This window comes from Streptomyces sp. NPDC028711 (genome assembly GCF_055565415.1).
The window spans coordinates 835,375-861,365 of the sequence record NZ_JBVHUJ010000002.1 but is presented as its reverse complement, the minus strand read 5'-3'; the positions used below and the strand labels follow the sequence as shown (position 1 = coordinate 861,365).

Below are 25,991 nucleotides of genomic sequence, written 5' to 3'. Positions count from 1 at the left end.
TCGATCAGGCCGGGTCGACGAAGACGGCAGGGACCTCGTTGTCCTGGACGACCCGGCCGAGCAGCCCGGCCAGCTGCTCGCGCTCGGCGGCGTCGAGCCCCGACGGCAGGTCCTCGATCCGGCGGCAGGCCTCGGTGTAGAAGTCCTCGGCGAGGCGCGCGCCGTCCTCCGTCAGCGCCACCCGCACGGCCCGCCGGTCCTCCGGATCGGCCTCGCGGCGGACGAAGCCGAGGCGGGAGGTACGGTCCACGAGACCCGTCAGGCTGGACTTGGCGAGCCCCAGCTTGCCGCCGAGCTCGCCCATCCCGGTGGGGCCGGGCATCAGGACGCAGAGCAACTGCCCCTGCTGCGGCGTCAGCCCGTACACCCGGCCGGCGTCCGCGTAGACCGCGTTCACGAGAAAGGCGCCGCGCACCAACGCGGTGACCACACTGAACGTCCCGCCGTCTTCCTTCGCCATACGAACAGAATACCTTCGCGGTACGAACCATGCTCATTCCATGCGGCGGGCGCCTTCCATGACCGCCTGGCGGATGCGGTCGTAGGTGCCGCAGCGGCAGATGTTGCGGATGGTGTCGAGGTCGGACTCGGTGATCTCCCGGCCGGCCTCCCTGGCCCGGCGGACCTCCGCCACCGCGGTCATGATCTGGCCCGGCTGGCAGTAGCCGCACTGGGCGACGTCGAGGTCGAGCCAGGCCTCCTGCATCGGGTGGAGTTCGCTTCCCACGGTGTCCGGGAGGCCCTCGATGGTGGTGACCTCGTCCTCAGGGCCGAGGTCCTCGACGGGCACGGCGCAGGGAGTGAACGCCTTGCCGTTGAGGTGGCTCGTACAGGCCCGGCAGACGCCGACCCCGCAGCCGTACTTGGGGCCGGTGACGCCGAGGACGTCGCGGAGGACCCAGAGGAGCCGGACGTCGCCCTCGACGTCGGCGGTGACGGCCTTGCCGTTCAGGATGAAGGTGTGCTGCGGCACGGGGACTCCAGGTCTCTACAGGGCGCGGTCGCGGCCGTCGGTGGGCGAGGCGGGGACGGGCGGGACGGTCGGCAGCGGGGTGAAGACGAGCGGCTCGGCGTGGTTGACGGGGAAGACCGTCGGCATCGTGCCGGTGGCCCGGCCGTACGCGCAGGCGACGGCGGCCATGGCTCCGGCGACCGCGAGTTCGCCCGCGCCGCCCGGCTTGTCGCCGGTCGGGGGCATCACGATGATCTCGAGCTCGGGCGGGGTGTTCCACTGCCGGGTGTAGAAGTACTGGTCCCAGCTGCCTTCGAGGAAGTGCCCGTCGCGCAGGTGGAGTCCTGAGGTCAGGGTGATCGCGATGCCGTCGGAGATGCCGCCCATCATCTGGGCCTCGAGACCGCGCGGGTTGACGGCGAGGCCCACGTCGACGGCGCACACCACCTTGGTCACACGGGGGCCGGTGTACGCGCCGGGGATCTTCCGTCCCGTGGTCTCGGGACGGCAGTCGATCTCGGCGAGGATCGCGACGGCGGAGTGGTACTCGGTGTGGACGGCGATGCCCTGGGCGGTGCCGGCGGCCATGGTCCGGCCCCACTCCCCGACCTCCGCGACCTTGTCGAGCACGGCGCGGGCCCGGGGGTCCTTCACGAGGCGGCGGCGCAGCGCGTAACCGTCCTGCCCCATGCGCCTGGCCAGCTCGTCCATGACGAGCTCCTGGGCGCAGCGGACGTTGGGCGAGTAGATGTTGCGCATGGACCCGGTGTTGTAGCCCTTGTCGGTCTCGGCGAGCAGCTGGGTGGTGACGCCGAGGTGGTACGGGCTGATCTGGGTGAGCTGGAACATCGTCTGGGAGAAGGCGGCGTCGGCGACCGGGAGCCGGGCCGCCTCCGCCGTGAGGACCTCGCCGACGCCGTGCCCGAAGTCGGTGGCCACGGAGGTGTGGCGCTGCTCGTACGTGAGGACCTCGCCGAGCGCGTAGGTGGCGCGGACCCGTGAGGTGGACATGGGGTGCGTACGGCCCTGGCGGAAGTCGTCGGTGCGGTGCCACATCAGTTTGACGGGCTTGCCGAGGTCCCGGGAGATCTCGACGGCCTCGTGGGCGGCGTCGGAGAACAGCTTGCGCCCGAAGGAGCCGCCGCCCTCGGTGACATGGACGCGGACGGCGGCGGGCGGCAGGCCGAGCTTGAGGGCGATCTGCTCCTGGGCGACGATCGGAGCCTTGAGCGAGGCCCAGATCTCCGCGGAGTCCTCCCGGACGTCAGCGATCGCGCAGTTGGTCTCCAGGGCGGCGTTGCTCGCGAAGTGGAAGGTGAAGCGGGCGTCGACCGCCTTGGTGAGGAGCGGCAGCGGCGGTACCACGAGCGGCAGTTCGGCCCGGCGGAGCTTCTCCAGGACGGTCGCGTCGGAGGCGCCCTCGGCGGTGCCGGGGCCCCAGTCGACCCGAAGGGCGCGGACCGCGTCGACGCACTGGCCGAAGGTACGGCCGCGGACGGCGACGCCGGTGGATACGGTGACGACGTCGGTGATGCCGGGCATGGCCCGGACCTCGGCGGCGTTGGCGACGGAGCGGACCGTGCCGTTGATGGTGGGCGGCCGGCAGACCATGGTGGGCAGGGCGTCCGGGACCTGGAGGTCCATCGCGAACTTCTTGCGGCCGGTGACCGCCTCCAGGGCGTCGACGCGGCGCTGCCCGGTGCCGATGACCCGGAAGCGGGCGGGGTCCTTGAGGGTGACCGCGACGGCGGTGTCGGTGAGGACGGCCGCCTTCGCGGCGAGTTCGCCGTAGCCGAGCAGCGCCCCCGTCGGGGAGACGACCGCACCCGCCCTGGTGGTGAGGGTGTCGACGGCCTCGCCGAGGACGAGGGAGGCGGCGCGCAGCAGGCGGCCCCGGGCGACGGCCGCGGCGACCCGGATCGGGGTGTAGGTGGAGTAGGTGGTGTTGGAACCGCCGGTCAGCTGGTTGAAGAGCAGCTCGGGCCGGGCGTCGGCGAGGGTCACCCGCACCTTGTCCAGGGGCAGGTCGAGTTCCTCGGCGACGATCATGGCGCTGGAGGTGGTGACGCCCTGGCCGACCTCGGCTCGGGGCAGGGCGAAGTGGGCCGTGCCGTCGGCGTCGAGGCGGAGGGTGATGAGGTGGCTGGTGGGCAGGGCGGCGAGGGTGAGCAGCTCGTTGAGGTCGAGGAGTTCGGCGGGTCCCGGCAGCGAGGGGACGAGCGCGGGCGCCGCGGCGGCCTCCGTGGGCGCGAGCGCCTCGGCGCCGATCCGGGCGGCGACGGTGAGTGTCGGCGCGGCGAGGACGTACCCGAGGAAGCGCCGGCGGGGGATGCCGGCTTCCTTCCCGCCGTCCGGGCGCTCGGTACCGTCTCCGGTGCGGCTCGTGGGGTGGTCGTCCCGCGCGGGGTGACGCCTCGCCATGCGATCTGCCCTTTCGACGTGGTCCCGGCCCTGTCCCGCCGGATCTCCTCAGATGCGATGATCATCGCTCATGTGGGTGACGTCCGGGAGCCGTTCGGCGGAGGCGGTTCGGTCGGGGCTCTCCGGCGGGGCGGTTCGGTCGGGGCTGTCGTCGTAGGGGCGTCGCGGCACGAGGTCGTCACCCTCTCCGCGTCCGCCGCCGGTCGCCGGGGCGGATCGCGGCGCAGGACGCCAGGCGCGCGCCGGGGCGGAGCCGGGCGCCCGAGCGGAGCTGGGCGCGGGAGATCCGGGCCCGCTGACCGCCGCCCGCGATCAGGGCGTTGACGGAGACCATCGGGTCGCCGCCCACCGACCGGGCGAGCAGGGCGCCGATCACCAGCGGGCCGAGGGCGACCGCGAGGGCCGTACCGGTGGCGGTGACGTGCTGGAGGGGGCGGGGGCGCCGGGCGTCGAAGCTCATGGTCACAGTCCATCAGTGGCCGGTGGCCGGCGTATCGGTCGACGTACTCAGACCCGCGTACCGGGCTACTCAGCCGTACCCGCGAGGACCCGCGAGGGACCCGTGCCCGGTGCGTCCGCCCGGCGTGGCGTGGGCGGGTGAGTCGCTCGGGCGGGTGACCGTACCGTACGGGGACGCGTACGACGACGAAGGAGACCGCCGCCATGGCCGATTACCGCATCGAGACCGTCCGGACCGGGTACCGGAACTGGACCGCCCGCAACGACCGGGGCGCGGAGGTCCGGATGGCCGCCGCGGACGACGCCGACGCGCAGCCCTCGTTCACCCCGGTCGAGTTGCTCCTCGCGGCGATGGGCGGCTGCGGCGGTCTCGTCGTGGACCGGACCGCGCGGGCCGTGGACCACGACGACCTGCGGATCGTGGTGGAGTCGGTCTCCGGTCCCGAGGACGACGGCCGGGTGGGCCGGATCAGGGTCAGCTACGAGTTCGACCTGCCGGACAGCAACCCGCGGGCGGCCGAGGTGTTCGCCCGCGGAGTGCGTCTGACGCACGAGAAGTTCTGCACGGTGAGCCGGACGGTGGAGCACGGCGCGCGCGTGGAGGCGATCCTGCCGGACGGCACGGTCGGCTTCGAGGGCTGAGACCAGGTCACTCCTCGATCGCGCCCCCGATCCGGCGCAGATGCCGCCGGAAGGTGTACGAGGGGTCCTCGGCCCGGCCCGCGAGATAGGCGTCGAACCGGGTCTGCGCGCGGAGCGTCTCCCCCGCCCTGATCCGGCGGGCCTGCTCGCGTTCCGTACGGAAGAGGGCCCGGGCGGCCTCCAGGACGGCGTCCGCGCGGGCGGCCGCCACGAAGAGCACCCCGTCGTCGTCGCCGAAGACCACGTCGCCGGCGGTCACCTCGTGGTCGCCGAACCGGGCGGTGAGGAGCGCGTCAGGGTCCCGTGGGTCGAGGCGTACGGGCCCGGGCGCGTAACGGCCGTACGAGAAGACGGGCAGGCCGATCTCGACGAGGTCGGGGGTGTCCCGGTGGAGCCCCCAGACCACGACCCCGGCGACGCCCGCCGCCTCGGCCTCCAGGACGGCGAGGTCGCCGACGCAGGCCTCGTCGCGCCGGCCGGCGTTGTCGATGACGAGGACGTCGCCGGGCTCGGCGTGGGCGAAGGCCTCCAGGAAGACGTCGACGCTTCCGTAGTGCCGCACGGGCAGCGCCCGTCCGGCGAGACGTCCGCCGGGGACGACGGGCAGGATCCCGGCGGGGGCGGCACGCAGCGGTTCCCCGAGACGTACGCAGGCGTCGGCGACGAGGGGGGTGGAGAGCTCGGCGAAGTCCTTCGGCATCGGGCGTTCCGTTCTGTGACGAGGGGGACGGGAGGACGAAGAGGTGGGGCCGCCGTCCGGAGTGCGGGCGCCGCCGGGCGTTCCTACCATGAGGGCAGACCTCCCAGTCCGTCCGGGGCACCCCTCGGAGCGCCGTCCGAACGGAACCGGAGCGAGAGACCATGGCCGCAGAGGACGCCGCGTCGCCGGAGCGGGACCCGGGTCTGAAGGCGGACGCGATCGGGTTCGTCGACGCCCTGGTGATCGGGCTCAACTCCACCTCCCCCGCGTACTCCCTCGCGGCCGTCATCGGCCCGATCGTCGCCCTCGCCGGGCTCCACGCGCCCGGCGTGATGTGCGCGTCCTTCGTGCCCATGCTGCTCATCGCGTCGGCGTTCTACTACCTCAACAAGGTGGACCAGGACTGCGGGACGACGTTCTCCTGGGTGACGCGGGCGATGGGGCCCTGGGCCGGCTGGCTCGGCGGCTGGGCCATCGCGATGACCGGCGTCCTGGTCGTCGGCTCCCTCGCCGACGTGGCCGTGAGCTTCGCGCTGCTCTCCTTCGGCCTCGACGGCCTGGTGGGCGACGTCTTCGTGCGCCAGTCGCTCACCGTGCTCCTGATCCTGGCGATGACGGCCGTCTGTGTCATCGGCACGGAGCTGTCGGCGAAGGTGCAGAACGTCCTCATCCTGGCGCAGGTCTCCTTCCTGCTCGTCTTCGTCTGCGTGGCGCTCTACCGGGTGTACGCCGGCACGAGCACGTACGACTCCGTGGAACCCGCCCTCGGCTGGCTGAACCCCTTCGGCGCGGGAGGCGCGGCACTGACCGGGGGTCTGCTCCTCGGTGTGTTCATCTACTGGGGCTGGGAGTCAGCCGTCAACCTCACCGAGGAGGTCGAGGACTCGGCGAGCGCCCCGGGCAGGGCGGGCCTCTGGTCGACCGTCATCCTGCTCGTCACCTACGTCTCCGTGGGCTTCGCGATCGTCGCGTACGCCGGTCCCGCGTTCCTCGCGGAGCACGCGGACGACGAGGAGTTCCTCTTCGCCCGGCTCGCCACCGACGTGCTGGGCGGCTGGGACTGGGTGCTGCTCCTCGCCGTGGCGACGTCCGCGATCGCCTCCACCCAGACGACGATCATCCCGGCCTCGCGCACCGCTCTCTCCATGGCCCGCCGCCGCGCGCTGCCGGCGCACTACGGTCACATCAGTCCGCGTTTCCGGACCCCCGACGTGAGCACGTGGTGGGTGGCCGGCATCGCCATCGCCTGGTACCTCGTGGTGAACCGGATCAGCACGGGTGCCCTCCTGGACTCCCTCACCGCGCTCTCGCTGCTCATCGCCTTCTACTACGCGCTCACGGGTGTCGCCTGCGCGGTCTACTACCGGCGCCATCTCCTCGACAGCGTCCACAACCTCCTGCTGATCGGCGTCGGCCCGCTCGTCGGCGCCGGGCTGCTGACCTGGCTCCTGGTGAGGTCGGTCACCGACATGGCGGATCCGGCGAACTCGTACAGCGGCACAGCCTGGTTCGGTCTGGGGCCGCCGCTGGTCATCGGGATCGCCATCGCGCTCACCGGGGTGTCCCTGATGGTCGTGTGGCGGCTGCGGTCGCCCGTGTTCTGGGAGGAACGCCCGGGCGTGGCCGACCCCGAGCTCGTCCGCGGCAGGAAGCGCTGAGGTTCCGGTCGTCCTCGGATACGACGAGTGCCGGTGCTCCCCGCCCTTCCGGAGGGGGTGCGGGCGGCCGTTCCTCAGTCGAGCCAGAGCCTGCGGACCCCGCCCAGGGGGTCGGTCTCGATCCGGGGCTCGGTGTCCCAGATCATCGTGGCGCGGCTGCCGGAGCTGTAGGGCGGCCAGTCGGCGCCCGGGTCCTGGTGGGTCACGAAGGCGACCCAGGCCCGGTGCAGGGCGTCGGCGAGCGCACGCGGCGGTGCCTCCCCCGCGACGGCCGGGACGCCTTCGGCGTCGAGGAGGTCGAAGGCGAACGGCAGGTCCAGGCAGTGGAGGGCGAGCCCCAGGACCGGGGAGCGCCAGGCGAACTCGTACAGCCAGGTGAGGCGTCCCCGTGCGGCGCGGGCGTCCGCGACAGCGAGGTTCGGGACGCGGAAGGTCGCGTCGGTGAGCGCCTGGCCGAAGAGCCGCTCGGCGCCGACCTCCGCGTACGCCTCGGTGAAGACCCCGGTCCTCGCGGGGTCGAGGCCGAGGCCGCCGAGCAGCGCGGGCAGGGGCGGGCCCTCCGGGCCGGGCGGCGGGAGCATCGTGAACTCGTGCGCGGTGAAGCCGAGCATCAGGGGCACGTCGGCGCCCGCCCCGCCCGTCGTCAGCGCGTCGAGGGCGGGTACGGGGATCAGCTCGCCGTCGGCGAAGGGGGCGAGCGCCAGCATCGGCGGCAGGCCCTCGCGGTCCGGTCCCGGCTCGGCCAGGCGGTCCTGGAGAGCGAGGAGTTCGTCGTCGCCGAGGTCCTGGAGGGCCGCGGCGGTGGCCGGCACGCCGGTGCGCGAGGTGAGGAGCCGGGAGGCGGCGCGGGCGGCCCCGGGGCCGTCGGGGTGCGGGAGCGCGCCCGAGACGGACAGCGCGCCGCGGAACAGGCCGCGCGCGGCGGGGACGGCGAGCAGGGTCTGTACGGCGCCGCCGCCCGCCGACTGTCCGGCGATCGTGACCTTGGCGGGGTCGCCGCCGAAGGCCGCGATGTTGTCCCGCACCCACTCCAGGGCGGCGATCCAGTCGCGTACGCCCCGGTTGTCGGGGGCGCCCTCCAGGTGGAGGAAGCCCTCGATGCCGAGCCGGTAGCCGACCGAGACGAGCACCACGCCGTCCCGGTTGAACGCGGCCCCGTCGTACCAGGGGCTGGCCGCCGAGCCGGCGACGTAGCCGCCGCCGTGGATCCATACCAGGACGGGGAGTGCGGCGGCGGTGTCGGGGGTGAAGACGTTGAGGTTGAGGACCCCGGCGCCCGGGACGGAGGGTTCGGGGATGGTGGTGACCTCGGCGAAGGGCCGCCGCTGGGCCGTCGGCCCGTACGCGCGCGCGTCCAGCGGCTCCGACCAGGGCTCCGGCGGCACGGGCGCGGCGAACCGCAGGGCGCCGACGGGCGGCTGGGCGTAAGGGATGCCGAGGAAGCGGAGGCTGCCGTCGCCGCGCCGCTCCCCCCGCACGGGCCCTCGGCCGGTGGTGACGGTGGTGCCGGAGGTGCTCATGGGGTGCTGCTCCTTCCGCAGGGGGCACGCGGGCCCGGGAAGGAGCCTGCCACCGTCCGATGACACGTGTCAATGACGCGTCGCGGCCGTGTGGGGAACCGGGGGCGCCGCCCGGAACTCTAGACTCGGAGGGCTCTTTGGGAGCCTCGGGACCAGGGGGAAGGCGGCCGGTGATGAATACCGTGGTGGGGGTGCTCTTCGTGCTGCTCGCGGCGGGGTTCGTGACCGCCGGTGTGGTCTGGAAGGGGCGGGCGGTGCGGCCGTTCGCCCCCTCGCGGGCGCGGTCCATGGCCCAGCGGGAGTACGCCCGCCACCTCCAGCGGGCGGCGGACCTGGTGATCGCGGCGGCCCGCCGGTCCGCCGGCGAGGGCGAACCGGCGATCGTCACGGTCGAGGCCGTGGCCCGGATGACGCGGGAGCGCTACGGGTACGCCGACGTCGACCGGCGGCATGCTGCGGCGGCGCTGCGCCGCCGGTTCGAGCACGGCCGGTGCGCGGTCGACTGCGTCACGGACGCCTACGGCTGAACATCCCCCTGGGGTACGGGCACTGCGCCCCGGCTCCGGCGGCGCGACCGCCCTGTCCCGAGGACCGACCCTGCATCCTGCCGGCCTGCCGGGACCGCGAGCCGGCATGATCCGAAAGACAGGCCCTACGCGACCGGCCCCTCGGTGGACGGGATCCGGCGGGGCGTCAGCCGCCGGTCCTCTTCGCGTAGTCGCCGAAGCCCGACCAGTCGAGGACGACACAGGCGTCGTCGCCCAGGACCCAGGCGTCATGGCCGGGGGTGACCTCCATGAAGTCGCCGGGCCCGAACTCGGTCGATTCGCCGTCGTCCATGACGACCTTCATCCGGCCGCTGACCACGTAACCGACGTGTGAGGCCTGGCAGCTGTCGGTGCCGGCGATCGGCTTGACGTGCTCGGACCACTGCCAGCCCGGCTCGAACACGGCGCGGCCGACCGGGCCGCCTCCGCTGGTGAGCAGGTCGAGCCTGCCCTTGCCGTCCTCGAAGGGACGGGTCTCGTCCGCTGAGTCGAAGCTCTTTCGTACGATGCCGGCCATCATCCGCTCCCGGCGGTGGAGAAGTCGTCCCCGAGTCCTCTTCCAGGCTACGCCGGGATGCCGTCGGCCACCGCGCGCGGCGGAAGCGCGAGGCCCGGCCCCGGCACTGCGGGGAATTCTCCGTGAACAATGATCATCATTGGCGGTTCCGCTCATATCCCGGCCGCCAAATTTGTGCGCATCCCTTAAGGGGTAGATCTACACATAAAGGCCAGATAAGCGCACAATGAAGCAGCGGCCCCATTCGCCGCAAGTACGGTCAGACGTGCATGACGCCAGAAGGAGGCGAGTCGTATGGCCGACGTTTCCCACCGTCCTGGTGATATCGCGGGGCACCCCGATGCGCCGGAAATGCGGGACCGATATGCCCGTATGCTCCAAACCCGAGGTGTCGCGGCTGTCGAGGAGCTTGTGATCCTCGCCGGTATCTACGCCGCGATCTCCGCGTGGACGGTCCACTTCTCCGCAACCCAGCCCGCACTCGCCATCACGAACCTGGTCGTCGGCATCGCTCTCGCGGTCCTCGGCCTGTGTATGTCGATGGTTCCCGAGCGGTCGCAGGACCTGAACCTCGTCGTCCTGCTGATGGGCGCGTGGCTGATCATCGCCCCCTGGGTGGTCGGACAGAGTCCCGACACCGGCACCATCCTCAGCAACGTGATCACCGGCGCGTGCGTCTGCCTGTTCTCCCTCACGGCCGGCGGACTGCTCATGAGCAAGCGAAGGACGTGACGCTCTGATCCTCTCCCGGAACGGCGGCCCCTCCACCCCCGGAGGCGCCGCCGTTCACTGCGTCCCGCTGCGGAACGGCCACTGCTCGGTAACGAATTGACCCACGTGGTTTCAGCCACATAAGTTCTGCGTAAAGCTTGCCCCACAGGGACAGGCTCCCGCTCACATACGCAGTCCTTGGGGGGACAAAGTGAACTGGTACATCGACGTTCTCAAGAAGTACGCGGTCTTCAACGGCCGGGCGCGCCGCCAGGAATTCTGGATGTTCGAGCTGTTCAACATCATCATCGCGATCGTGCTGGCCATCATCGGTGTGGCGCTCGACTTCTCGCTGCTGAGCACGCTGTACTCGCTGGCCGTCTTCCTGCCGTCCCTCGGCGTGACCGTCCGCCGTCTGCACGACACCGGCCGCTCGGGCTGGTGGATCCTCATCGGCCTGGTGCCGCTCGTCGGCTTCATCGTCCTCATCGTCTTCGCGGCCACCGAGGGCGAGCAGCACGACAACGCGCACGGCCCCAACCCGAAGCTGGCCCCGGCCTACTGACGGTCCCGGCCTGCTGAAGGCCCCGCACGCGCACGCACGCGGCCCCCGGAAGGAACACCTTCCGGGGGCTTTTCGCGTGCCCGACGGCACCGCGCGGCGAGCTCCCTCCGACCTGCCGCATAGAGCCGGTACGGCGCGTTCGCCCGTGCCGCCTTGTGCAGGATGGCGCACGACCGGGGTCCCGCACCGCGCCTAGCCTCGCCGCAACAGCACCAACGAGGGGCGGCACCACCGGTGAACTGGCACATCCACGACTACCGCGAGAGCGATCTCGCCGCCGTCGTCCATCTGATCGACACGACCGCGGAGCTCGGCCAGGAGTCCGTCTTCTCCCTGGCCGAGTGCATCGGAGCCCTGACCAACCGCCAGCCGGCCGTCGTCGCCGTCCACCAGGGCGCACCGATCGGGGCGGCGCTCGCCTGCGTGTCCGGCGAGCGGGCGTGGGTCATGCGGATCGCGATCTCCTCGGCGTGGCGCGGCCGCGGGCTCGCCAGCGCCCTCCTCGTGGAACTGGAACGGCGGCTCGTCGCCGCCCGGGTCGGGCGGATCGCGTACGTCCTGCCGGAGGAGGACCTCCTCGGCGAGGGCCTCCTCAACGCCGGGTACACGCGCCAGCCGGCCGTCGCGTACTTCGAGAAGGTGGAGCCGCTGCACGGCCCGGCCGCCGGGCTCCTCGACGACCTGGGCGGCCGGCTGCTCCCCGGCGACCTGTGGGCCAAGGTCGCCGGGATGGAGCGGGAGAAGGATCTGATCGAGCGCCGGGTGGTGCTGCCGCTGGCCGAGCCGGAGCGGGCCGGCCGGCACGGGGTGCGACCGCCGCGCGCGGTCTGTCTGTTCGGCCCTCCGGGCACCGGGAAGACCACGTTCGCGCGGGGCATCGCCTCACGTCTCGGCTGGCCGTTCGTGGAGATCCTGCCGTCCCGCCTCGCCGACGAGGGGAACCTCGCCGCCGCGCTGCGGTCGGCGTTCGCGCGGATCGCGGAGCTGGAGCGGGTCCTCGTCTTCATCGACGAGGTCGAGGAGATCGCCCCGGTGCGCTCGGAGCCCGCGCAGCCCGGGGGCATGCACGGGGTGACGAACGAACTCCTCAAGCTCATACCGGGCTTCCGGGAGCGCGACGAGCGGCTGCTCGTCTGCGCGACCAACTCGATCCGCTCCCTCGACCCGGCCTTCCTGCGCCCGGGACGCTTCGACTACCTCATCCCGATCGGTACGCCGGACAAGGCGGCGCGGGCCGCGATCTGGGCCCGGTACACCGACGGTCGCGCGGACGTCGACATCGACGAACTGGTGCTCGCGAGCGAGCTGTTCACACCCGCCGACATCGAGCACGCGGCCCGGATCGCCGCCCAGGCCTCCTTCGAGCGTGACCTGCTCGCGGTCGGCGGCCGGGGCGGCGAAGGGCCGGCGCCGGGTGCGAGCACCGCGGACTATCTGGAGGCCATCGGGGAGTGCCGTCCGACGGTCACGCCGGCGATGGTCGAACAGTTCGCCTCCGACATCACGACGCACGCCCGGACCTGAGGGCGAACTCCTCGCGTGCCGCCTCCAGTTCGGCCCGGTCGGGCGGATGGGCACCGGCCCGGGAGACCGTCACGGCCGCCGCCGCGCCCGCCGTCCGCAGCAGCCGCGCGAGGTACTCGGCGCCGAGCCCGCCGAGGGCCTCCCGCCCCCGTCCGGCGAGGGTGTCGAGGACGGCGGACATGAAGGAGTCGCCCGCGCCGACCGTGTCCACGACGGCGACCTGGGGCGCGTCCGCGGTGACCGTCTCCCGCCGGGTGACGGCGAGCGAGCCTTCGGCGCCCCGGGTGACCAGGACGACGGCGGGTCCGAGGGCGAGCCACCCGGCGGCGACCGTGTGCGGATCCTCGCCGGGGTACAGCCAGTCCAGGTCCTCGTCGCTGGCCTTGACGAGGTCGCTGAGGGCGACGCAGCGCTCGACGCGCGCGACCGCCTCGGCGTGGTCGCCCATCAGTTCCGGCCGCACGTTGGGGTCGTAGCTGACGGTGGCCCGGTCACGGAGTCCTTCGGTCACGGCGAGGACGGCCGCCGCGCCGGGCTCGGTGACGGCCGCGATCGAGCCGATGTGCACGTGGGCGGGGGCGAGTCGGGCGGGGTCCGCCTCCAGGGTCCAGGCGATGTCGAAGGTGTACGTGGCCTGGCCGCGCGCGTCGAGGCCCACGACCGCCGACGGGGTGCGTGCGGGAACGCCGCCGATCTCCACCCGTACGCCCGCGCTCCCGAGGTGGTCCGCGATGAGCCGCCCGGTGGGGTCGTCGGCGAGCTGCGTGAGCAGGGTGACGTCCCGGCCGAGGCGGCCGAGGCCGTAGGCGACGTTGGCGGGGCTGCCGCCGGGGTGGACCCGGTCGGCGGCGCCGGAGCCGGCCGGGGCGCGGACGATGTCGGCGACGCACTCGCCGATCACCAGGAAGGACATGGGTCAGAAGCTCCTTGGCGTAGGTGGGGGACCTCGACGCGGGTGCCCCGGTGCACGATCCGCAGATGGTACGTGGCGCCGTGCCCCACCAGGGCGGACGCCGGTCTCGGGGTGGGTGTCGGTGCGGTGCCATATCGTGGTCGGGTCAGGGTGCCACCGGGGTCACGGGTGGTGCCGCCGGCAGGGGTGAGGGGGTTTCCGGTGGAGACGGTCGAGGGGCTCGCGGTCATGGCGTTCGCCGACGGCAAGGAGCTGGAGGCCTGGCTGGAGCAGCACCACGGGGACACTCCCGGGATCTGGCTGCTGCTCGCCCGCAAGGGCTCGGACCTCGCCTCGCCGAACGCGGACGAGATCCTCGACGGCACGCTGATCTACGGCTGGATCACCGGCAAGCGCAAGGCACTCGACGAACGGTCCTACCTCCAGAAGATCACGCCACGGCGGCCGCGCAGCCTCTGGTCCCAGGTCAACGTGCGTCAGGTCGAGGCGCTCACCGCCGCCGGCCGGATGCGCGAGCCGGGCCTCGCCGAGGTGCGGGCGGCGCGGGCGGACGGGCGGTGGGAGGCCGCGTACCCCTCGCAGAAGGACGCGACGGTGCCGGACGACCTCGCGGCGGCCCTGGCGGCGGAGCCCCGGGCGGCCGAGGCCTTCGAGGCGCTGGGGAAGACCGACCGCTACCTGGTGATCCTGGGCCTGGTCCAGGCCCGCACGGCGAAGACCAGGGCGGCACGGCTCGAACGGGCGGTGGCGGCCCTCGCGGCGGGCGGACCGCCGCGCTGACATCGGGACGTTCCCGGCTGAGGGCGGGGAGTGGGCGCGGGCGAGAAGTCAGGTCCGGTGGCCTCGGTACAGGACCTGATGGGCGTCCCACTCCACGAAGGACTCGGCGTACTCCAGGCCGACGGCCTCCAGAAGCCGGCGGGACCGGTGGTTCTCCTCCTGGGTGACGGCGACGACGCTCGGCGTGTCCTCCAGGGTCCTCGCGAGGACGGCGCGGACCGCCTCCCGCGCGTAACCCCTCCCCCAGTGCTCGGGCAGGAACTGGTACGACAGCTCCGCCTCCCCGTCCCGCGCGCCGGGTTCCACCGAGACCAGGCCGAGCACGGCACCGTCTGCGGCCCGGACCACGGTGTGAAAGCCGGGCGCCCCCACGATCCGGCGCCGCCGGAGGCGGATGACGGACTCGATGACGGGCCCGCCGAGGTGGCGGCGTACCTCGGGGTCGGTCCACAGACGGGTCACGGCGTCCAGGTCCGAGTCCTGGACGGGCCGCAGGAGCAGACGCCCGGTGGTGAGCGGCCCGGCGGGACCGGACGGCACCGGGACACGGGCGGAGCGCGGGGGGATGGCCACGCCCCGATCATCTCAGGGTCCTGGCTCCGGGAGTTCGGTGGCCCGCCGCCGTCCGGGGAGTGGGGTGTCGCGCCACCGGCGCCGTCCCGGCCCGCGGGTTCAGACGAGGGCGGCGACCAGCAGGGTGAAGGCGGCGATGATGACGGCGACGCGGACGTAGTGCCAGCGGTCCCAGCGGTTCATCTGCTCCTTCCAGTCCTCGGGCCGGTTCTCGGGGGTCCACGTCTTGCCCCGGTTGTTGATCGGGACGAGCAGCAGGAGCGACATGACCACGCTGAGGACCAGCAGTCCGGCGGCGGTGACGACGAGGCCGGTGCCGGAGCTGTCCCACCCGGCGACGGCCCAGAGCGCGACGAGGACGAGCGAGCCGATGTACCAGACCGGCATGACGGCGCCGAGCATCCGGCCCCCATGGGCGCGGCCGAGTTGGGCGCTGTCCTCGGGGAGTGCGTTGAAGATCGGGTTGATGACGAAGGCCACGGAGAACTCCACCCCCACCATCAGGCCGACGATCACGGTGGTGACGACCTCGAGTGCGTCGAGCATGGTGACCCCTCCAGGGATCTAGCGCTGCTAGCTGATGAGGCAACGCTAGTACTACTGCCGCTCGATTGTCTAGCAGTGCTAGAATCGCATTATGTCGGTACAGGAACGCAAGGAGCGCGAACGGGCGGGCCGCGAGCGCCTCATCGTGGCCACGGCCCGTGAACTCGCCGAGCAGCAGGGCTGGGACGCGGTCACCACCCGCCGGCTCGCCGAGCGCATCGAATACAGCCAGCCCGTCCTCTACAGCCATTTCCGCGGCAAGCGCGAGATCATCGGCGCGGTCGCCCTGGAGGGTGCCGCCGAGATGGCCGTGGCGCTACGGGCCGCGACCTCCGCCGCGGACGGCCCCCGCGGCAGGGTCACCGCCCTCGCCCGCGCCTACCTCGACTTCGCCGAGCGGAACCCGGCGGTCTACGACGCCATGTTCCAGCTCGACGGCGGCCTGGCGTTCGCGCACGAGGACACTCCCGAGCCGCTGAAGGACGCCTTCGCCGCCCTCCTTGAGAACCTCGGCGAGGTCGCGGGGGACGGCGTCCACCCGGCACTGTTCACCGAGCTGTTCTGGGCGGCCCTGCACGGACTGGCCACCCTGACCCGGGCTCGACGACTCCCGCCGGAGTACACCGCACGGCGGGTGGAGCTCCTGGTGGACCGGCTCGCCAGGCTCTGACACACCGCGCGCCGGCCGGACTTTCCGGACAGGTCCTAGACCCATAGGCCGACGGAGGTCGGGCTCCGGGGCCGAGGCGCGAGCATGCCCCGTACGGCCAGGATGAGCGTCATGCGAATCGGAATTCTCGGAACTGGACATGTGGGCAAGGCACTTGCGGCGGCGTGGGCGCGGGCGGGCCATGACGTGGTCGTGGGATCACGGCGACCCGACGACCGGGAGCTGCTGACGGAACTCGGTGAACTCACGGCGGCGGGCGTACGGATCGACGGCTCCGCAGCCGCCGCCGCGCACGCCGACGTCCTGGTGAACGCCACTCCGGGCACGGCCTCCGTGGCCCTGCTCACCGCGATCGGGGCGCCCGCGCTCGCCGGGAAGGTCATCCTCGACGTCGGGGTCGGCTTCCTGGAGGACGGGACGCTCTCTCATCCGCTCGTCAGCCTCGGCGAGGAGATCCAGCAGGCCTTTCCCGAGGCGCACGTGGTCAAGACGCTCTGCACGATCGACCGGAAGGTGATGGTCGCGCCGGACTCCCTGGAGGGACCCGCCACCGTGTTCCTCTCGGGGGAGGACGCCGGGGCGAAGAAGACGGTGCGCGGCCTGGTCAACGATCTCGGCTGGTCCGACGACGCGGTGCTCGACCTGGGCGGCATCGCCACGGCGCGGGGCCAGGAGCACTTCGCCCTGCTCTTCATCGGTATCGCGGAGGCGACCGGCACCTACGAGTTCGGCATCCGTGTGGTCCTCCCCACCGGGGGCGGGAGCGGACTCGACCACTAGGAGAAGCGGGGATCGGGGCGGACGGGCGCGGCGGGTCGCGGGCCCGTCCGCCCCGTCCGCCGTTCACGGGGGCGGAACTCCCCAGGAGGGTGGGCCCTACTCCGCCTCGGCGGCCGTCAGCGCGGACACGATCGACGGCCAGTCCGGTGCCGTCGGCGCGTACGCCTGCTTCGCCGTGGCGATGTCCTTGTAGCCGCTGGAGGTGACCACGCACACCACCGGGCCGTCGTCCTCGCGCGGCCCGTGCGCGCGGAGGCCGGCGAGCCCGGCGGCCGACGAGGTCTCGCACCAGAGCCCCTGCGCGGCCAACTCGCCCCGCGCCTCCTCCATCTGAGCGTCCGTCACCGTGCGGGCCGCGCCGCCCGTGTCACGGACGGCCAGGACCCCCCGGTAGCCGTTCACCTCGCAGTCGATGGCGTACGCGGCGGTCGGCCCCACGGGCACCCGGGCGACGGGCCTGCCCGTGCGGAGCGCCTCGGTGAGGGCACCGGCGGCGGCCGGCTCGGCGGCGTACATACGGGGGACGGAATCGGTGATCCCGAGCCGTACGAGCTCCTGGAACCCCTTGGCCACGCCGAAGAGCAACTCCCCGTATCCGGTCGGGAGATGGACCGCCGCCGGGGCGCGGCCGAGGTCGAGGGCGATCTCGTACGCGAGGGTCTTGTACCCCTCCGGCCCGAAGGGGTGACCGGTGTGGGCGGTGTCCGTCACGCTGCTGACGCTCTGGAAGCCGAGCTCGTCGACGATGCGCCGCATGAGCGGACGCACCGACTCGTACGGGACGGTCAGCACCGTCGCCCCGTAGGCGCGGAGGTGGGAGGCGACGGCGGGCGGCGCGTAGGGCGAGGTGAACACGGCGCAGGGCAGTCCGGCGCGGGCCGCGTACGCGGCGGCCGCGGCGCCGTGGTTGCCGGACGAGGAGACGACGACGCCCCGGGCGCCGGAGGCGACGGCGGCGCTGACGGCGACCCGGTTGAGCCGGTCCTTGTGGCTCCACGTCGGGTTCCGTGACTCGTCCTTGACCCAGACGCCGTCGGGGAGTTCGACGAGGGGCGTGTTGCCCTCGCCGAGGCCGGGGGCGGCGAGCGGCGGAAGCAGCGGGGCCCACCGTTCGAGGCCGTGGGCGGCGGGGCGGCTGAACAGGTCGGCGGGGACCTGGTCGTAGGCGTAGTCGATGTCGAGCGGGTACGCGACCTCGTCGGTGGAGGTCACGGGGCAGCCCTGGGTGAGCGGCGGCCAGAGCGGGTGGCGCACGGAGGGGTCGGCGAGCGAGCGCTGGGCGATGGCGAGCGAGGTCACGTCGGCCTTTCGGAACTCGTGGTACGGGTGGGGGGTCAGCCGGCCATGCGTCGCGTCAGCGCCGCGAGGGCGCCGGGCTGGCGGCCGGGGACCCGTTGCCGCAGGGATACGAGGGCCGGGCCGAGGGCTCGGGCCCGCGCCGGGTCGCCGATCTGCTCCCACTGGTGGTGGGCCCGGTCCACGGCCCCCTCGACATCGGGGTCGTCCGTCCGCTGTCGCAGACCGAGCCGGGCCTCGGCGGCGGCGAGCCACAGTTCGCAGCTGCGGGCGGGTTCCCCGGCGAGGCGGGCGAGGTCGGCCCGTACCTCCATCCAGTGGACGGCCTCCCCGGACCGCGGCCCGTGGTGGCGGAGGGCCTCGCGCTCCCAGGCCGCGGCCACCGCCGCCGCCTCCCCGTGCCGTCCGGCCAGGGCGGCGGCCAGGATCGCGGGGTGCGGGTCCTGCGCGGCGACGGTGACGGGAGCGGGGGCCGGCGCCAGGAGGCGCCCCTCCGGAACGGCCGCGGCGGCGTGGGCGGCGGACTCCGCGTGGAGGGTGGCGTGCGGGAGCCGGGCACCCGAACGCCAGAGCTCCGCCCAGGAGCGCAGATAGGCGGGGACCAGGGGCTCGCCCCTGGGCGGGGCGGGGGCGACCCGCCCGTAGAGGAGGGGGCCCGGCCCGAGGTGCAGCAGGTCGGGTGTGGCGGCGAGGCGTTCCCACACGGCGGGGTCCGCCGCGAGGTCCGCGACGACGGTCGTGGTGCCGGGGGCGCGTACGGCGAGTTCGGCGGCGAGCCAGTGCCAGGGCAGCGCCGTGTAGCGGAGGGTCGCGGGGGTGGTGCGGGCGAGCGCCAGATGGGGCAGTCGTTGCCGGCGGTCGAGATGGAGCTGCCCCGCGAGGCAGACGACCAGCGGGCCGGGGCTCGCCGCGGCGGCGCGCAGTCGGGTGAGGACGGTCTGCGGGTCGAGCGGGTCGGCGAGTTCGACGACGGTGGCGGTGGCGGTGCCGGTGAAGACCCCGGGCGGTACGGCGGCGAGGGCCGGCAGCACGGACGTGGCATCCATGACGCGCCCCCGCCCGGCGGGCGCGGCCGCGAGCAGCACGGCGGTACCGGTGACGGCGACGGCTCCCGCGCTCGCACCCCTGCGGGGTGCGCCCGCAGCCGCCGCGCGCTCCACCGGCCCCACGTTCGCGCCCGCTCGCGCCTCAGGCACCCCACCCGTACCCGCTGTAACAGCTGTTCCCGTCGTGCCCGTTCCCGTTCTCGTGCCCGCCCCGCCCGTGGCCGCCGTTCGCGTGCCCACCGTGCCGATTCCGTCGTCGTTCACCACCCCAGCACCGTAACGCGTCGCGCCCCGGCTCTCCCCCGCCGGGCCTTTGGCATATGTCAGAAGCACCACCGGATCGAGTGTTGCCAAACCTCTTACGAGCTCCCCCGCGCTGTGCAACAGTCGTATCCGGGCCTGCCTTTCACATGGGCCTGGCCGTGCCGCGCCTGTATCGGAGTACGACATGCCGTCCCCTCTGTTCGCGGACCGTCCCGCCCAGCAGCCGGAGCCGGGCGCGGTGGACGCGCTGATCTCACAGACCGCCCGCCTTCGCGGCGAGCTGGTCGCCGTGCGCCAGGACGCCGTGGTGAACGACGACGACCCCCAGCAGCGCTGGCAGCGCGCCCTCTGTGACCTCGCGGTCCACCAACTGGACGACCTCGGCGCCCACTTGGGGCAGCTGCGCGCGGGCGTCCCCGAGCAGATCATCTCCGAGCCGAGCGCCGCCGAGCCCGTCATCGACACGGCTCTCCCCACCGCCCCCGGCACGGCGTACGGCGAGAGCGCCCCCGCCCGCACCGGCTCCCTGCTCTCCCGCGTCGGCAGCGCGGAGTGGAACCTGCTCACCGACGAGGCCAGCTGGTCCGAAGAGCTGTTCCATATCTTCGGGCGTGCGCGCGAGAGCGGCGCGATGTCGCTCGACGAGATGCCCACGATGGTCTTCGCCGACGATCAGCCCGTCCTCCAGGGCATGGTGACGGACTGTCTGATCGACGGGAAGCCGATCGACGGCGAGTTCCGGATCGTGCGGACCGACGGACGCGTACGCACGGTGCACATGACGGGCGAGCCCGTCCTGGACGCCGACGGCTGCACCGCCTCGATGTGGGCCGTCATCCGCGATGTCAGCGAACTGCGGCGCAGCGAGCGGGCGGTCAGGGAGAGCCGGGACAGTCTGGAGCGCAGCCGCCACATCGAGCAGACCGAGCGCCGGGTCGCCGTCGAGCTCCAGGAGGCGGTGCTCCCGCCGTGGCGCGGCTCGCTCCGCTTCGCCCACGACGGTCCCGCCCCGCTCGATGTGGCCGCCCACTATCTGCCGGCCGCGAGTACCGGGCTCATCGGCGGCGACTGGTACGACGCGCTGGCCCTGCCCGACGGGGACGCGCTGCTGACGGTCGGTGACCTGACGGGGCACGGGGTCGCCGCGACCTCCTCGATGGCCATGCTCCTCGGCGCGCTGCGGGGCATGGCGGTCGCGGGGATCCGCCCCGCCGCCCTCATGGGTCACCTCAACCAGCTTCTTGAGACCTCCGTCCAGCCCGCGCTCGGCAGTGCGATGTGCTGCCGTTACGACCCGGTCGCCCAGACGCTGACCTGGGCGCAGGCCGGACACCCCGCCCCGCTGCTGTTCCGCGACGGGACGGGGCACGTCCTCCGCCGGCCCGAGGGTGTGCTCCTCGGCGCGACGACCCGGGCCGTGTACGGGGAGGCCGAGACCCGGCTGCTCCCCGGCGACCTGCTCGTCCTGCACACCGACGGGCTGACGAGGGGCAGCGGTACGGGCGACGACACGGGCGCTCGGCGGCTGCTCGGTCTCGGCCCCCGGCTCTCCGGTGCACGGGACGCCCACGACGCCGTGCGTGCGGTGGTCGAGGAGTTCGGCGAGGAGCGGCGTGAGGACGACGCCTGTGTGATGGTGGTCCGGGTCGGCCGCTGAGCCGCCAGGGCCCTGCCCGCCGAATTCCGTGGCCTGCCCCGGTGTCTCACGGGGCCCTTCGCCCCTTCCCGGGGGGTCAGGCCTGTGAGGACCTCGGCCGGTTGACCGGGGACTGCGGCAGGGCCTCCGCGAGTTCCTCGCGCAGGTGCTCGATCCTCGTGTAGCCGGCGTACTGCCCGGTGAGCCGGTACATCTCCCGCAGCCGGTCCCAGGTGCGGTGGGACGAGGTCTCGCCCATGGACATCAGGGCGAGCCGGGCGTACCGGTCGGCCTGTTCCGGGTCGTCGGCGATGAAGCAGGCCGAGGCGAGCGAGATGTGGTCGAAGAGCTTCGAGCGGTCGTGGCCGTCGCGCCGCAGTTCGATCGCCAGCCTGGCGTGGCGCTGGGCGGGGACGGCGGCGGTCGGGTCGTGATCGGCGAGGGTCCGGTAGGCGAGGGCCTGCATGCCGTGCATGTCGGCCTCGTCGAAGTTCTGCATCCAGCTCGGCGTCTTCTCGTCGCGCCGGTCGGAGACGAACAGCTCCTCCGCCTCGCCGAGGGTGCGGCGCATGGCCTGGCCGCGGCCCATCGAGGCCTGCGCCCAGGCCTCGATCGTGTGGAACATGGCCCGGGTCCTGGGCAGCAGCCGCTCGCCGGAGCCGTCCTTGGCCAGCTTCATGAGGTCGAGGGCGTCGTCGGGCCTGCCCAGGTGCACCATCTGGCGGGCGGCGCGGGAGAGCGCCTCGCCGGCCCTGGGCCGGTCGCCGCCCTCTCGGGCCGCGTGGGCGGCGATCACGAAGTACTTCTGGGCCGTGGGTTCGAGGCCCACGTCGTGCGACATCCAGCCGGCGAGGACGGCCAGATTGGCGGCGACGCCCCAGAGGCGCCGCTGGAGGTGGTCGGCGTGGCGGTAGGCGAGCATGCCGCCCACCTCGTTGAGCTGGCCGACCACCGCCTTGCGCTGGAGACCGCCGCCCCGTGAGGCGTCCCAGCGGCGGAACACCTCCACCGAGGCCTCCAGGGCCTCGATCTCCTGCGAGCCGATGGGGGCGGCCTCGTAGCGGTCGAATCCTGCGGGGTCGGCGTGGAGGGGATCGGTGGCCCGCTGGGGGGCGGACTGGCGTGCGGGGTCGGTCTGCAGCCAGTCGTGCATGGCGTTGCTGAGTACGGAACCGGCGGCAAGCGCGGCACCCGCGCCCACCAGGCCGCGTCGGTTGAGCATGAGGTCCATTCCCGTGAATTCGGTGAGGACCGCCGCCGTACGATCGGGTGCCCAGGGCAGCCCGTCAGGGTTCTCCGTCTTCCTGACGTCCTGCCGCTTTCCGGCGCGCCCGTGTCGTACGAACCCGAGGTCCTCGATGGTCACGACACGGCCGAGTCGCTCGGTGAACAGTGCTGCCAGCACCCGGGGGACGGGATCGCGCGGGGTCTCACCGCGGTCGATCCAGCGCCGGACCCGCGAGGTGTCGGTCGCCAGCTGGGGGTGGCCCATGGCCGCCGCCTGCCGGTTGACGAGTCTCGCGAGTTCGCCCTTGGACCAGCCGGCCAGGCCGAACAGGTCTGCCAGGCGGGTGTTGGTTTCTCCGGTCACGTCTAAGCCCCCAGGTTCTCGGCTGAGTTGACAGTAACCCCCTGTCATAGGGCTGGCGACTATTCGCCAGGGTTCGCCAGGGTGCGCCCGATGTTCCGCCACCCGCGCCCGGGTGTCAGGTAGGAACGCGCCACCCCGCCCCGCCGACCGGCCCTCATTCCCCAGGGTGCGGACCCGGGGGCGGGCGGGGCGACGCACGCAACTCGTCGGCACACGAAGGGATCTGTCACCTCCATGTACACAGCATCGTCCTCCGTGTCCGCCCCGCCCCGGCCGCAGCACCGCATCGTCCCGGCCGGCGCCGGTCCGTACCTCGCTCCCGCCCCGCAGGCCGTCCGGCCGCGGCGCTGGACGGGAGGCACCGGCACCCAGCCGATCAGCGGAAGAATCGACCTGTCCGGCCCTCAGGGGGCGCAGCTGAAGCGGGCGATCTCCTCCGTCCACCGCATCTGCCCGGAGTTCAACCCCGTGCAGGTGCTGCGGCGCAGCGGTCGCTCCGTACTGATCGTGGGGACGACCGGGCGGACCACGGCGGTCGCGAAGTGTTTACTGGACCACTCCCCCGCGTGGGTCGAGCGGTTCCAGCACGAGATAGCGTCCTACCGGTCCTTCGTCCGTCACCGTCCGCCGGTGCGGGCGCCGCGGCTCATCGCCGCGGACCCGGAGAACTGCACGCTGGTGATCGAGCGGATGCCCGGACGGGCGGCGGCGCTGTCGCGCCACCCCGTCGAGGCGCCGCCCCGGGCCGACGTGCGGGCCGCGCTCGGCGCGATCGCCCGGCTCAACGCCTGGCGGCCGCCGGTCGGCACCTTCGACGCCCCGCTGGACTACGGCACCCGGATCGCGCGCTACCACGAGCTCGGGCTCTTCACCGACCGGGACCGGGACGACCTGCAGAAGCTGCTGCACGGTCTGGCGCACGCGGGCGGCCGTCAGGGCATGGGCCAGTTCTGTCACGGTGACGCCCTGCTCTCCAACATCCTCCTCTCCCCCGCCGGGCCCGTCCTCGTCGACTGGGAGCACGCGGGCTGGTACCTCCCCGGCTACGACCTGGCGACGCTGTGGGCGGTGCTCGCCGACGCACCGCTGGCCAGGAGGCAGATCAGTCAGCTCGCCCAGCAGGCGGGTCCGGCCTCCCGGGACGCCTTCCTGGTGAACCTGATGATCGTCCTGACGCGGGAGATCCGTACCTACGAGACGGCGGTGCAGCGCACGATGAAGGAGGCCCCGCCGGCCGGTTCCGTACCGGTGCCCTCGGGGGCGCTCGCCCCCGGTGAGGAACAGCGGCTGCTCCTGAGGCGGCTGCACGACGACTGCGCCATGGCACGGCGGGCCGTGCGCGCGGCGGTCGGGACGCGCTGAACGGGCGGGCCCGACCGACGGTCACGGGGGGAGGGTGCGCCGTGCGCCCGGTGCCGACACACCGGGACGCGGCGCATCGGTTCGACCCGCTCCGGATCACCTCCGCGAGCGGAGCCAATGGTCCACTCCACTGACGCGTCCCAGGCCGGGGACCCGTCCCCGCGAAACTCCGCCAGATGGCCTCCATTCCCGCTCTGACGTGGGAACTTCCGCCTGTGCGGGCGTGATTGACGGATCGTCCGGGAGCCGATACCCCTGTACGGGTTCGGTCCCGCACGCCCCCGTGTCACCCCCCGCCTCTGGAGGCTGCCTTGCTCCGTCTGCCGAGAGCGGTGGGCGCCGTCGCGTCCGCCGCCCTGCTGCTCCCCCTGTTCTCCGCCGCCCCTCCGGCCGGCGCCGACGTTCCCGACGCCGGCTCCCTGCAGGGGCAGTTCGCGCGGGCCGCCGCGCGCCACGGCGTACCGGAGAGCGTGCTGCTCGCCGTCTCGTACCTCCAGTCGCGGTGGGACGGCCACGGCGGTGCGCCGAGCGTGACCGGCGGCTACGGGCCGATGCATCTGACGGACGCGGTGACGGCGCTCGCCGACGCGGCCCCGCACCACTCGGAGGGCGAGGAGGACCCCCGCGGCGACTCCTCGCGCGCCGTGCGCTCGGGTGCCGAGGCGCCGGTCCCGGCCGCGGAGTCGCTGTCGGCGCGGCTGCGGACCCTGGAGCGGGCGTCCGCGCTGTCCGGGATTCCGGCGGAGGAGCTGCGCACCGGCACGGCGGCGAACATCGAGGGCGGGGCGGCGCTGCTCGCGGCGGCGCAGCGGGAGTCGGGACGTCCGGCGAGCCAGGACCCGGCCGACTGGTACGGGGCGGTGGCGCGGTACTCGGGGGCGGACGACTCGGCGACGGCGACGACCTACGCGAACGACGTGTTCGACGTGATCCGGAACGGGGAGACGCGGACGACGGACAGCGGCCAGGTGGTGACCCTGCCGGCCACGCCGGCGGTCGCCCCGGCGACGGAGCAGGTGGCCGACCTCGGGCTTCGCCGGCCGGCCGACGGCCCGGTGGAGTGTCCGCGCACGGTGGCGTGCGAGTGGATCCCGGCGCCGTACGAGGAGTTCGGCGACGGCGACTACGGCAACCACGACAAGGCGAACCGGCCCGTCTCCCAGGCGATCGACTACATCGTCATCCATGACACCGAGGCCGTCTGGGACGTCACCCTGAAGCTGGTGCAGGATCCGACGTACGTGTCCTGGCAGTACTCGCTGCGCTCCTCCGACGGGCACATCGCCCAGCACCTGCCGCTCAAGGACGTGGGCTGGCACGCGGGCAACTGGTTCGTGAACGCCAAGTCGGTGGGGCTCGAACACGAGGGCTTCCTCACCTCTCCCGACTCCTGGTACACGGAGGCGATGTACCGGACGTCGGCGCGGCTCGTGCGGTACCTCGCCGCGCGGTACGACATCCCCCTGGACCGGCAGCACGTCCTGGGCCACGACAACGTCCCCGGCACGGTGACGTCCACCATCAGGGGCATGCACACGGACCCCGGGCCGTACTGGGACTGGGCGCACTACTTCCGGCTCCTCGGCCGTCCGATCACCCCGAGTGCCGGTCCCGACGCGGGCGTGGTGACGATCCGGCCCTCGTACAGCGCCCATCAGCCGGTGTACACGGGCTGTACGGCGGCGGGTCAGGCGTGCGCGCCGCACGGCAGCGGGGCGGTGCGCCTGCACACCGGTCCGAGCGCCGACGCGCCGCTTGTGAAGGACATCGGGCTGCGGCCGGGCGGGCAGTCCTCGACGACCGGGGTGAACGACACCGGGGCGCGCGCCTCGACGGGGCAGAGCTACGCGGTGGCGGAGCGCCGGGGCGACTGGACGGCGGTCTGGTACCTCGGGCAGAAGGCGTGGTTACACAATCCGGGGCAGGAGCCGACCGCGGTGAACGCGCGGGGCCTTGTGCTGACCCCCCGGGAGGGGCTCGACTCGGTGCCGGTGTACGGCCGGGCGTATCCGGAGGCCTCGGCGTATCCGGCGGGCGTGCCGGTGCAGGCGGTGTCGCCGCTTCCGTACAAGCTGCTCGCCGGTCAGCGGTACGTGGTGGGCGACCGCACCCCGGGCGAGTACTACTTCGCTCCGGTGTTCGACAGCAGCGGGCATACGGTCGTCCGGGGGCAGGAGGAGTACTACCAGATTCAGTTCGGCCATCGGGTGGCCTTTGTGAAGGCCGCTGACGTGCGGGTTTCCCGAGCCTGACGGGGGCGTGGCCGAAAGGCGCGGGGTGGTGCCGGACGCGCGGTCCGACACCACCCCTTCGGCGT

At 73.2% G+C, this 25,991-nt stretch carries 25 protein-coding genes; 12 read left to right on the top strand and 13 right to left on the bottom strand.

The genetic code is table 11. The features are described from left to right. Positions 1–4 precede the first annotated feature (4 nt). From ACZ4VK_RS09620 to ACZ4VK_RS09605, 4 genes are all read right to left on the bottom strand, one after another. On the bottom strand, positions 5–460 hold the full coding sequence (locus tag ACZ4VK_RS09620) for a MarR family winged helix-turn-helix transcriptional regulator (RefSeq protein ID WP_468350249.1): 456 nt from the start codon (positions 458–460) through the stop codon (positions 5–7). Between the two features lie 33 nt (positions 461–493). Then, positions 494–973, bottom strand: a complete 480-nt coding sequence (locus ACZ4VK_RS09615; RefSeq protein ID WP_468350247.1) for a (2Fe-2S)-binding protein — start codon at positions 971–973, stop codon at positions 494–496. A gap of 15 nt (positions 974–988) precedes the next feature. Next, positions 989–3,373, bottom strand: a complete 2,385-nt coding sequence (locus ACZ4VK_RS09610; protein ID WP_468350245.1) for a molybdopterin cofactor-binding domain-containing protein — start codon at positions 3,371–3,373, stop codon at positions 989–991. Between the two features lie 178 nt (positions 3,374–3,551). Beyond that, complete coding sequence (locus ACZ4VK_RS09605) at positions 3,552–3,833, bottom strand: hypothetical protein (RefSeq protein ID WP_468350243.1); 282 nt, start codon at positions 3,831–3,833, stop codon at positions 3,552–3,554. A 203-nt stretch (positions 3,834–4,036) separates the two neighbouring features. On the opposite strand from ACZ4VK_RS09605, the gene ACZ4VK_RS09600 reads away from it, so the two are divergent. Then, positions 4,037–4,474, top strand: a complete 438-nt coding sequence (locus tag ACZ4VK_RS09600; protein WP_468350242.1) for an OsmC family protein — start codon at positions 4,037–4,039, stop codon at positions 4,472–4,474. Between the two features lie 7 nt (positions 4,475–4,481). On the opposite strand, the gene ACZ4VK_RS09595 is transcribed toward ACZ4VK_RS09600, so the two are convergent. Beyond that, a complete protein-coding gene (locus ACZ4VK_RS09595; protein ID WP_468350240.1) occupies positions 4,482–5,174 on the bottom strand; it encodes an RraA family protein in 693 nt (230 codons plus the stop codon). Between the two features lie 161 nt (positions 5,175–5,335). Here ACZ4VK_RS09595 and ACZ4VK_RS09590 point away from each other — a divergent pair, with 161 nt between their 5' ends. Beyond that, entirely contained in the window at positions 5,336–6,832 is a 1,497-nt protein-coding gene (locus tag ACZ4VK_RS09590; protein ID WP_468350239.1) for an APC family permease, read from the top strand. 74 nt (positions 6,833–6,906) lie between these two features. Here ACZ4VK_RS09590 and ACZ4VK_RS09585 read toward each other — a convergent pair whose 3' ends face one another. After that, positions 6,907–8,352 (bottom strand): carboxylesterase/lipase family protein, encoded by a 1,446-nt coding sequence (locus tag ACZ4VK_RS09585; RefSeq protein WP_468350237.1) that lies wholly within the window; start codon positions 8,350–8,352, stop codon positions 6,907–6,909. A gap of 173 nt (positions 8,353–8,525) precedes the next feature. Between ACZ4VK_RS09585 and ACZ4VK_RS09580 the strand changes: the two genes are divergently transcribed. Continuing rightward, positions 8,526–8,879, top strand: coding sequence for a hypothetical protein (locus ACZ4VK_RS09580; RefSeq protein ID WP_468350235.1), 354 nt, complete (start codon positions 8,526–8,528; stop codon positions 8,877–8,879). Positions 8,880–9,045: 166 nt separating this feature from the next. Here the strand turns inward: ACZ4VK_RS09580 and ACZ4VK_RS09575 are convergent, their stop codons facing one another. Next, entirely contained in the window at positions 9,046–9,417 is a 372-nt protein-coding gene (locus ACZ4VK_RS09575; protein WP_468350233.1) for a cupin domain-containing protein, read from the bottom strand. A 294-nt stretch (positions 9,418–9,711) separates the two neighbouring features. Here ACZ4VK_RS09575 and ACZ4VK_RS09570 point away from each other — a divergent pair, with 294 nt between their 5' ends. The 3 genes from ACZ4VK_RS09570 to ACZ4VK_RS09560 all read left to right on the top strand — a co-directional run bounded on the left by ACZ4VK_RS09570 (position 9,712) and on the right by ACZ4VK_RS09560 (position 12,217). Continuing rightward, on the top strand, positions 9,712–10,149 hold the full coding sequence (locus ACZ4VK_RS09570; RefSeq protein ID WP_389683272.1) for an SPW repeat protein: 438 nt from the start codon (positions 9,712–9,714) through the stop codon (positions 10,147–10,149). Positions 10,150–10,339: 190 nt separating this feature from the next. Further along, complete coding sequence (locus tag ACZ4VK_RS09565) at positions 10,340–10,693, top strand: DUF805 domain-containing protein (RefSeq protein ID WP_468350231.1); 354 nt, start codon at positions 10,340–10,342, stop codon at positions 10,691–10,693. Between the two features lie 234 nt (positions 10,694–10,927). Further along, positions 10,928–12,217 carry an ATP-binding protein gene (locus tag ACZ4VK_RS09560; RefSeq protein WP_468350229.1) on the top strand — a complete coding sequence of 430 codons (1,290 nt, stop codon included), beginning with the start codon at positions 10,928–10,930 and terminating at the stop codon, positions 12,215–12,217. Here ACZ4VK_RS09560 and ACZ4VK_RS09555 read toward each other — a convergent pair. Then, on the bottom strand, positions 12,195–13,130 hold the full coding sequence (locus ACZ4VK_RS09555) for a carbohydrate kinase family protein (RefSeq protein ID WP_468350227.1): 936 nt from the start codon (positions 13,128–13,130) through the stop codon (positions 12,195–12,197). The two genes, ACZ4VK_RS09560 and ACZ4VK_RS09555, sit on opposite strands and share 23 nt — an antisense overlap. A gap of 228 nt (positions 13,131–13,358) precedes the next feature. Between ACZ4VK_RS09555 and ACZ4VK_RS09550 the strand changes: the two genes are divergently transcribed. Next, positions 13,359–13,910 (top strand): YdeI/OmpD-associated family protein, encoded by a 552-nt coding sequence (locus ACZ4VK_RS09550; protein WP_468350814.1) that lies wholly within the window; start codon positions 13,359–13,361, stop codon positions 13,908–13,910. A gap of 48 nt (positions 13,911–13,958) precedes the next feature. Here ACZ4VK_RS09550 and ACZ4VK_RS09545 read toward each other — a convergent pair whose 3' ends face one another. Continuing rightward, positions 13,959–14,483: a GNAT family N-acetyltransferase gene (locus ACZ4VK_RS09545; RefSeq protein ID WP_468350225.1), complete on the bottom strand. Its 525-nt coding sequence runs from the start codon at positions 14,481–14,483 to the stop codon at positions 13,959–13,961. A 99-nt stretch (positions 14,484–14,582) separates the two neighbouring features. Next, complete coding sequence (locus tag ACZ4VK_RS09540; protein ID WP_468350223.1) at positions 14,583–15,029, bottom strand: anthrone oxygenase family protein; 447 nt, start codon at positions 15,027–15,029, stop codon at positions 14,583–14,585. Between the two features lie 91 nt (positions 15,030–15,120). Here ACZ4VK_RS09540 and ACZ4VK_RS09535 point away from each other — a divergent pair, with 91 nt between their 5' ends. Together ACZ4VK_RS09535 and ACZ4VK_RS09530 are read left to right on the top strand one after the other, a co-directional pair. Then, on the top strand, positions 15,121–15,699 hold the full coding sequence (locus ACZ4VK_RS09535; RefSeq protein ID WP_468350221.1) for a TetR/AcrR family transcriptional regulator: 579 nt from the start codon (positions 15,121–15,123) through the stop codon (positions 15,697–15,699). 84 nt (positions 15,700–15,783) lie between these two features. After that, entirely contained in the window at positions 15,784–16,479 is a 696-nt protein-coding gene (locus tag ACZ4VK_RS09530) for an NADPH-dependent F420 reductase (RefSeq protein WP_468350218.1), read from the top strand. A 96-nt stretch (positions 16,480–16,575) separates the two neighbouring features. Here the strand turns inward: ACZ4VK_RS09530 and ACZ4VK_RS09525 are convergent, their stop codons facing one another. Both ACZ4VK_RS09525 and ACZ4VK_RS09520 read right to left on the bottom strand, forming a co-directional pair. Then, complete coding sequence (locus ACZ4VK_RS09525; protein ID WP_468350216.1) at positions 16,576–17,778, bottom strand: threonine synthase; 1,203 nt, start codon at positions 17,776–17,778, stop codon at positions 16,576–16,578. Positions 17,779–17,813: 35 nt separating this feature from the next. Beyond that, positions 17,814–18,821: a hypothetical protein gene (locus tag ACZ4VK_RS09520; RefSeq protein ID WP_468350812.1), complete on the bottom strand. Its 1,008-nt coding sequence runs from the start codon at positions 18,819–18,821 to the stop codon at positions 17,814–17,816. Positions 18,822–19,269: 448 nt separating this feature from the next. On the opposite strand from ACZ4VK_RS09520, the gene ACZ4VK_RS09515 reads away from it, so the two are divergent. Beyond that, positions 19,270–20,742, top strand: a complete 1,473-nt coding sequence (locus tag ACZ4VK_RS09515; protein WP_468350214.1) for a PP2C family protein-serine/threonine phosphatase — start codon at positions 19,270–19,272, stop codon at positions 20,740–20,742. Between the two features lie 76 nt (positions 20,743–20,818). Here the strand turns inward: ACZ4VK_RS09515 and ACZ4VK_RS09510 are convergent, their stop codons facing one another. Further along, entirely contained in the window at positions 20,819–22,312 is a 1,494-nt protein-coding gene (locus ACZ4VK_RS09510; RefSeq protein WP_468350213.1) for a DNA-binding protein NsdB, read from the bottom strand. Between the two features lie 234 nt (positions 22,313–22,546). On the opposite strand from ACZ4VK_RS09510, the gene ACZ4VK_RS09505 reads away from it, so the two are divergent. Beyond that, on the top strand, positions 22,547–23,674 hold the full coding sequence (locus ACZ4VK_RS09505; RefSeq protein ID WP_468350210.1) for an aminoglycoside phosphotransferase family protein: 1,128 nt from the start codon (positions 22,547–22,549) through the stop codon (positions 23,672–23,674). A 311-nt stretch (positions 23,675–23,985) separates the two neighbouring features. Next, positions 23,986–25,926 (top strand): N-acetylmuramoyl-L-alanine amidase, encoded by a 1,941-nt coding sequence (locus ACZ4VK_RS09500; RefSeq protein ID WP_468350208.1) that lies wholly within the window; start codon positions 23,986–23,988, stop codon positions 25,924–25,926. Positions 25,927–25,991 lie beyond the last annotated feature (65 nt).

Bases quoted from the DNA above. Each gene is read 5' to 3' on its own strand.
- ACZ4VK_RS09620 (WP_468350249.1), bottom strand. From the start codon at position 460: ATGGCGAAGGAAGACGGCGGGACGTTCAGTGTGGTCACCGCGTTGGTG.
- ACZ4VK_RS09610 (WP_468350245.1), bottom strand. From the start codon at position 3,373: ATGGCGAGGCGTCACCCCGCGCGGGACGACCACCCCACGAGCCGCACC.
- ACZ4VK_RS09605 (WP_468350243.1), bottom strand. From the start codon at position 3,833: ATGAGCTTCGACGCCCGGCGCCCCCGCCCCCTCCAGCACGTCACCGCC.
- ACZ4VK_RS09600 (WP_468350242.1), top strand. From the start codon at position 4,037: ATGGCCGATTACCGCATCGAGACCGTCCGGACCGGGTACCGGAACTGG.
- ACZ4VK_RS09595 (WP_468350240.1), bottom strand. From the start codon at position 5,174: ATGCCGAAGGACTTCGCCGAGCTCTCCACCCCCCTCGTCGCCGACGCC.
- ACZ4VK_RS09590 (WP_468350239.1), top strand. From the start codon at position 5,336: ATGGCCGCAGAGGACGCCGCGTCGCCGGAGCGGGACCCGGGTCTGAAG.
- ACZ4VK_RS09585 (WP_468350237.1), bottom strand. From the start codon at position 8,352: ATGAGCACCTCCGGCACCACCGTCACCACCGGCCGAGGGCCCGTGCGG.
- ACZ4VK_RS09580 (WP_468350235.1), top strand. From the start codon at position 8,526: ATGAATACCGTGGTGGGGGTGCTCTTCGTGCTGCTCGCGGCGGGGTTC.
- ACZ4VK_RS09575 (WP_468350233.1), bottom strand. From the start codon at position 9,417: ATGGCCGGCATCGTACGAAAGAGCTTCGACTCAGCGGACGAGACCCGT.
- ACZ4VK_RS09570 (WP_389683272.1), top strand. From the start codon at position 9,712: ATGGCCGACGTTTCCCACCGTCCTGGTGATATCGCGGGGCACCCCGAT.
- ACZ4VK_RS09555 (WP_468350227.1), bottom strand. From the start codon at position 13,130: ATGTCCTTCCTGGTGATCGGCGAGTGCGTCGCCGACATCGTCCGCGCC.
- ACZ4VK_RS09550 (WP_468350814.1), top strand. From the start codon at position 13,359: ATGGCGTTCGCCGACGGCAAGGAGCTGGAGGCCTGGCTGGAGCAGCAC.
- ACZ4VK_RS09540 (WP_468350223.1), bottom strand. From the start codon at position 15,029: ATGCTCGACGCACTCGAGGTCGTCACCACCGTGATCGTCGGCCTGATG.
- ACZ4VK_RS09535 (WP_468350221.1), top strand. From the start codon at position 15,121: ATGTCGGTACAGGAACGCAAGGAGCGCGAACGGGCGGGCCGCGAGCGC.
- ACZ4VK_RS09530 (WP_468350218.1), top strand. From the start codon at position 15,784: ATGCCCCGTACGGCCAGGATGAGCGTCATGCGAATCGGAATTCTCGGA.
- ACZ4VK_RS09520 (WP_468350812.1), bottom strand. From the start codon at position 18,821: ATGGATGCCACGTCCGTGCTGCCGGCCCTCGCCGCCGTACCGCCCGGG.
- ACZ4VK_RS09515 (WP_468350214.1), top strand. From the start codon at position 19,270: ATGCCGTCCCCTCTGTTCGCGGACCGTCCCGCCCAGCAGCCGGAGCCG.
- ACZ4VK_RS09505 (WP_468350210.1), top strand. From the start codon at position 22,547: ATGTACACAGCATCGTCCTCCGTGTCCGCCCCGCCCCGGCCGCAGCAC.